General features: G+C 62.8%; 4 protein-coding genes. 2 read left to right on the forward strand and 2 right to left on the reverse strand.

Annotated features, from left to right (window positions below; genetic code table 11):
* Positions 1-891: 891 nt before the first annotated feature.
* Together ELR45_RS36210 and ELR45_RS33140 are read left to right on the forward strand one after the other, a co-directional pair.
* On the forward strand, positions 892-1,074 hold the full coding sequence (locus ELR45_RS36210; RefSeq protein ID WP_165368326.1) for a hypothetical protein: 183 nt from the start codon (positions 892-894) through the stop codon (positions 1,072-1,074).
* Complete coding sequence (locus ELR45_RS33140) at positions 1,058-3,628, forward strand: AAA family ATPase (protein ID WP_276320763.1); 2,571 nt, start codon at positions 1,058-1,060, stop codon at positions 3,626-3,628. Before ELR45_RS36210 ends, ELR45_RS33140 begins: the two co-directional genes overlap by 17 nt.
* 580 nt (positions 3,629-4,208) lie before the next feature.
* Here the strand turns inward: ELR45_RS33140 and ELR45_RS33145 are convergent.
* Together ELR45_RS33145 and ELR45_RS40030 are read right to left on the reverse strand one after the other, a co-directional pair.
* Complete coding sequence (locus tag ELR45_RS33145) at positions 4,209-4,739, reverse strand: GNAT family N-acetyltransferase (protein WP_205857766.1); 531 nt, start codon at positions 4,737-4,739, stop codon at positions 4,209-4,211.
* Between the two features lie 65 nt (positions 4,740-4,804).
* A partial coding sequence (locus ELR45_RS40030) for an SGNH/GDSL hydrolase family protein (RefSeq protein ID WP_276320762.1) occupies positions 4,805-5,090 on the reverse strand: 286 nt, incomplete at its 5' end.

Raw genomic sequence — 5,090 nt, forward strand, 5'->3', positions numbered from 1 at the left:
ACACAACCGACGAATAAAGATCAACAACCATCCAGGGGGTCAAAATTCAACCGTCGCCACGGGGTCAAGTTTGGAGCGTCGTTGACAGCGGTTCCTCGTCCTGACCGATGCAGCCACGGACGCCCGTGGGGCGTTGATGCCTTGCAGGCACGCCAGGGAGTCGTGGTGCACGCTTGGTCTGCGCGACTTGGAAGAACTGGATCAGCCCGAGCCGGTCTAGACCCTGGGAGCGGGACTCATCGGTGTGGATCTTCAGTAGCCGCGCGTTAGACCGTGGGGCCGCCGGGATTGTGCCGTCGATATGGGCAAGCCGGCAGAACCCCGGGGACGCCGTGCATCATCGTGTTGATCGAGGAGGAATCAGCCCAGAGCGGCCGAGGCGCCGGATGTACAGCTCCACGTGGGCGCGTTGGATCCTTCCATCGGGTCCAAGCGGTTGGTCTCGCACCACTCGAGCCATCGCGTAGCTGGTAGGTGTACATGCTACGGGTGTGTCCGGAGCGCCGAGCTAGATACGAGACGGGCTCGGCTCATCGAGTCCGGTTGGAACGGCACCAGGATGGTGTTCGACGAGGCTTGGTCCCCGGCGGTCTCTGGCGACCAAGCCTCCGCCACCGATCGCCGCACACACGGTGAGGCCTCTTGACTGACGCTTGCCCTGCCGCCACCGACCGCGTCGACAGCGTTCCCCACGGCGCAAAGCGGCGGAGATATGCACTACAGGATCATTCCGGTCCAGGGCCGTCACGTTTGCGGTACGCCACATCGTTGTGGAAGTAGTCCGATACCGAATGCAGGACGAGGACGGTCGCTGAATGGCTCTGGGCGTGTGGAACTGTCGACGCGTCTCGGCTCCGATTTCTATGATCATGGACTGGGATGGAGGCTTGGATGAGTAGATTGATTCCGAACCTCGGGGACCTCCGCGCGCAACTGCCGGCTGACCAGAGCGCGTTGGATGCCCACGAGTTCCTCACGGAGTTGGAAGCTGCGGAGTCCGTTGACGATGTCGCCGCGAAGGTCGACGCATTGGTCGACCGCTGGCTGGAGGTGCATGATGAGTCCGGCGCCTGAGTCGGTGTACGTGCTGCCGCCCCGCATCGTGCGTCTGCGCATACGAGGCTTCCGCTCCTACGGGACCGAGGCCCGGGAGATGGAGCTGGACTCACCGATCACGGTCATCAAAGGTGATAACAGCCAGGGGAAGACCGCGACCGCTGAGGCGCTGGAGTTCTTGTTCACGGGGACCAGCAGTAGGAGAGATCTATTCGGTGGCGCGAAGGCCGAGTACGAACGGATGCTCGCCAATGTCCACTTGCCTGAGGGCGACACCGACGTGTGGGTGGAGGCCGAGATCAGGTGCGCTGACGGCGTAGTGCGTACTGTCCGTCGCACGCTGACCGCCGACTACTCCGCATCAGCCGACTGCGCGAGTACGGTAATGGTCGACTCTCAGGTGGCGGCTGACCTAGACTCGCTCGGATTCCCGTTCGGCGATCCGCCGCTTGCCGCACCGGTCTTGCTGCAGCACAACCTCCGTTACGTGCTCTCCACGGAGCCACAGAAGCGCGCTGCGTATTTTCGGTCACTGCTTGAGCTGACTGACCTCGACATCGTGCGCGAGGCGGTCAGCCGTTCCAAGAAAAGGGTTGCGGACCTGCCGTCGCTGCCGTGGGTGGCTGCTCTCTCGACGCTTTGCGGCGTGGCTCAGGAGAACGCATCTGCCGCTGCTGCTTTGGGTAAAGCAGCGAGTGCGACCGATCAACCGACCTTGACCAAGCACCTTGTGGCAGCTGCCAAGGCATTCAGTCCCTCGGTGAGTGGCACAAACGTCGATGACGTGATTGCGGGCTTGCAGAGAATCAAGGCTCACGCCGAGGAGGAGGTCTTTCCAATCGGGGCCCTGATGCCGAAGCCCGCCCGATTGCCCGCGGCTGTGGACACAACGCGCCTAGAGCGGAGCGTCGGCACATACATCGAGCGACTACGGTCCGTTGACGCCGAGGTGGCAAGGTTGACACCGATCTTCAACGCGGTTCTGAACCATCCGCATCTACGAGGACTGTCCGAGCCCACGAGCTGTCCCGTTTGCGAGGACGGCACATTGCGTCCCCAGCGCATCGCGCAACTTCGCGAACAGCTCACCGCGTCTGGCGACATGCAGGAGGCGGCTGGAATGGTCGCGGGTGAGTTGCAGCGTTCCCTCCAGGAAATCGATCGAATTGGGAGCGCACTTAGATCCGTCCTCCCCGAGGCTCATGCTTGGGATGAGAAAGAGTGGGCCGAAGCTGCGGCGCATCGGGACACACTCCGAGACGGCGATCAGGTTAAGGTCTTGGCGCTGAACTCCGAAGACTCCGCGGGCGGAATGGTCTCTCGAGCGGCCAGGGCAGTGCAGCGGCTGCGGGAGATTCGCGGTCAGGTGAAGAACCTAATCGAAGTAGCTGTTCGAAGGGTTGGTGAGCGTGCAGCAATTCAGGATCACGTCTCTCCACTACTGATGCAAGTCAACGAGTGCATCGCCGCCGTGCAGCAGGAGGCTTATGATCTGAAGCGTCTCGTTGATGGGCTGCACGAGGAGCTTGGCGAGAAGTTGCAGTCGGCGACGTTGCCCTCCGGGACCCGAGAGATTCTGGACCTCCTGGCACATCGGGATGAACTGCGACGCGAACAGCGGTTCGGAGCTCAGCGGAAGAAGGCCAAACAACGAATCGATGTGCTCGGTCGGATGATCCACACTGCGGAGCAGGCTCTGCTCGATGACCGGTTCGGGAAGATGGGTTCCGAGATCGACAGATGGTGGGCTAGCCTCCGGCCGGACGAGTTGGTGCGGTTCGGCGGTGTTGGGCGTCGGGCGTCCGGGCGTCGCTATGTAAACCTCACTGCCGAGCTCGCGGTGTCGAACGAGGCTTCCCCCGAGGTTCGCGATGCGGTCGGGGTGTTCAGCGACAGCCAACTCAACGCGTTGGGATTGGCGGCCTTTGTTGCGCGTCAACGACTGCTTGGTAGTCCGGTCGTGGTCCTGGATGACCCCCTGCCCGGCTATGACCCGGAGCATCGGGTGACGTTCACCCTCAACACCCTGGGGAACCTCATGGACGACGGCGTCCAGGTCATCGTCTGCACCCATGATCCGAAACTGGCCGTCAATATCGTGGAGGTACAGGGCCATCGCGGGCTGGAACATTACGAACTCGCCCTGTCGGACATGGTTGAGGGGACGACCGTTACCAATGAGAGTGACGTCTTCGGCAAATACCTTCTAGAGGCTCAGGACTCCATCGCCAGTCTGACCGTCGAGGGGAGGCGCAACGCGGCCAACGCGCTGCGACGCGCTGCCGAGCGGCTTGCCAAGCAGATTATTGCTACAGGACGAACGCAGGCAGCGACGCCTACGCGGGTCTCGGAGGTTGGCGACAAGGTCCTTGGTGACTTGATTCCGGAGGTACTCGGCTTCGCTCTTGGCAACGACGAACGAGGGCGATGGAACCTCTGGAAACGGTGCCTCAATCCAGGAGCACACGATGACGATGTTCCGCTCGCGCCGACCCTGAGGACAGTGTTCGGGGACATCAAGAGACTGAAGAAGAACCACGAAGCTCACTGGACCGGTGGCTTGCTGAAGTAGACGCGCTCACCGAGGTCCGGTTTGCTCTACGGTGACCGGGCAGCGATGTCAGGGCTGCCGCTCGTGGCGAGTACTAGGATTCAAGCTCGGCACTGCTGCGACCTAGTCCAAATTCGAGTACTCCAAGCCGCTGCAATGCTGCGCTCGGGCGAACGCGCGAACCCCGCCTAGCGTCATTTGGGCTACGTGGTGGTGTGAGGTCCCAGCTAAATCGGGCCAGATGTCCCAGCGCCGCATTCTCGTGACCTTCCGATCGTCGGCGGAAGCGGATCCCGTCCACTACCCGGTCGACGATTCGCTGTGGTTGACGATGCACTCAGCGCGGATTCGGCCGTACATAGGTGCATGCGTGACCTGCGGCGTCACAGGTTGGCGTGGTGGTTGTCGGCGGATTGCTGGCATTGGGCTCCAGCGCACGCGAAATAACTGACTAGGCGAACGTGCCACGGGAGACGGTAGAGGTGTGGCCGCACGAGTTGTGGGATGCGGAGAGCTGCCCCTGTGCAGGGAGGGACGGGCATTGACGGTCCTGGCATGAGCTCAGGAGCACATACCGAGAAGCCTCGGAATGTCGGCGCGGTCAGCGATGTTCGGTGGGTGGGTCTGTGGCGTCGGAGAGCGTCTTCTGGACCCAGGCGACGTCGCGCCACTGGCCGTGTTTCCAGCCGACCCGGTGGTAGACGCCGACGGGCTCGAACCCGAGGGCCCGGTGCAGTCCGGCGCTGGCGTCGTTGGGGAGGGTCATGCCGGCCATCGCTTGGCGATATCCGAGGTCGGTCAGCCGGGCTAGGAGGGGTTCGTAGAGGGCGCGGCCAGCGCCGGTGCGGCGCCGTCCGAGTTCGAGGTAGACGCTCGTGGTGCACGACCATCGATACGCGGCCCGCTCGGCGAAGGCCGTTGCGTAGGCGTAGCCGAAGACGCGTCCGGCTTCCTCGGCGACGAGCCAGGCGTGGTTCTTGCTGGCCGCGGCGATGCGGTCGGCCATCTCGTCCGCACTCGGAGGCTCCAGCTCGAAGCTGATGGCGGTGTCGGTCACGTACGGTCCATAGATCGCTGCACACGCAGCGCCGTCATCCTCGGTGGCGTCTCGGATCACCAGGCTCGTCGTCATGGCTCAGATAGTAGTCGATATGAACGCTATAGTGACAAGCGTCCTGCGGTCGTGTCCATCGACCTCTAGAGTGTGAGGGTTTCGAGGTCCACGGAGTCGGCCATGGCCTGGGCACCTTTGTCGTTGAGGTGCATGCCGTCACCGCTGTCCAGGGCTAGGTGGATGTAGTCGCGAGCCTCGGGATTCTCGACAGCTCGGGCCACATCGAAGACGGCGTCGAAAGCGTCGGTAGTGCGGATCCAGTCATTCACTTCGCGTCGGGAGGCCAGGCCCTCGGGAGTGCTGACCCCTGGATAGATCGCGCCCGCGAAGGGGCCAATGGTGGCGGCGAGAATCTTCAGTCCGGCCTTA

It is taken from the genome of Phytoactinopolyspora endophytica (assembly GCF_004138495.1).
In the GTDB taxonomy this organism is placed as follows: domain Bacteria; phylum Actinomycetota; class Actinomycetes; order Jiangellales; family Jiangellaceae; genus Phytoactinopolyspora; species Phytoactinopolyspora endophytica.

Coding starts and splice junctions, on each gene's coding strand:
- ELR45_RS36210 (WP_165368326.1), top strand. CDS start 892: ATGAGTAGATTGATTCCGAACCTCGGGGACCTCCGCGCGCAACTGCCG.
- ELR45_RS33140 (WP_276320763.1), top strand. CDS start 1,058: ATGAGTCCGGCGCCTGAGTCGGTGTACGTGCTGCCGCCCCGCATCGTG.
- ELR45_RS33145 (WP_205857766.1), bottom strand. CDS start 4,739: ATGACGACGAGCCTGGTGATCCGAGACGCCACCGAGGATGACGGCGCT.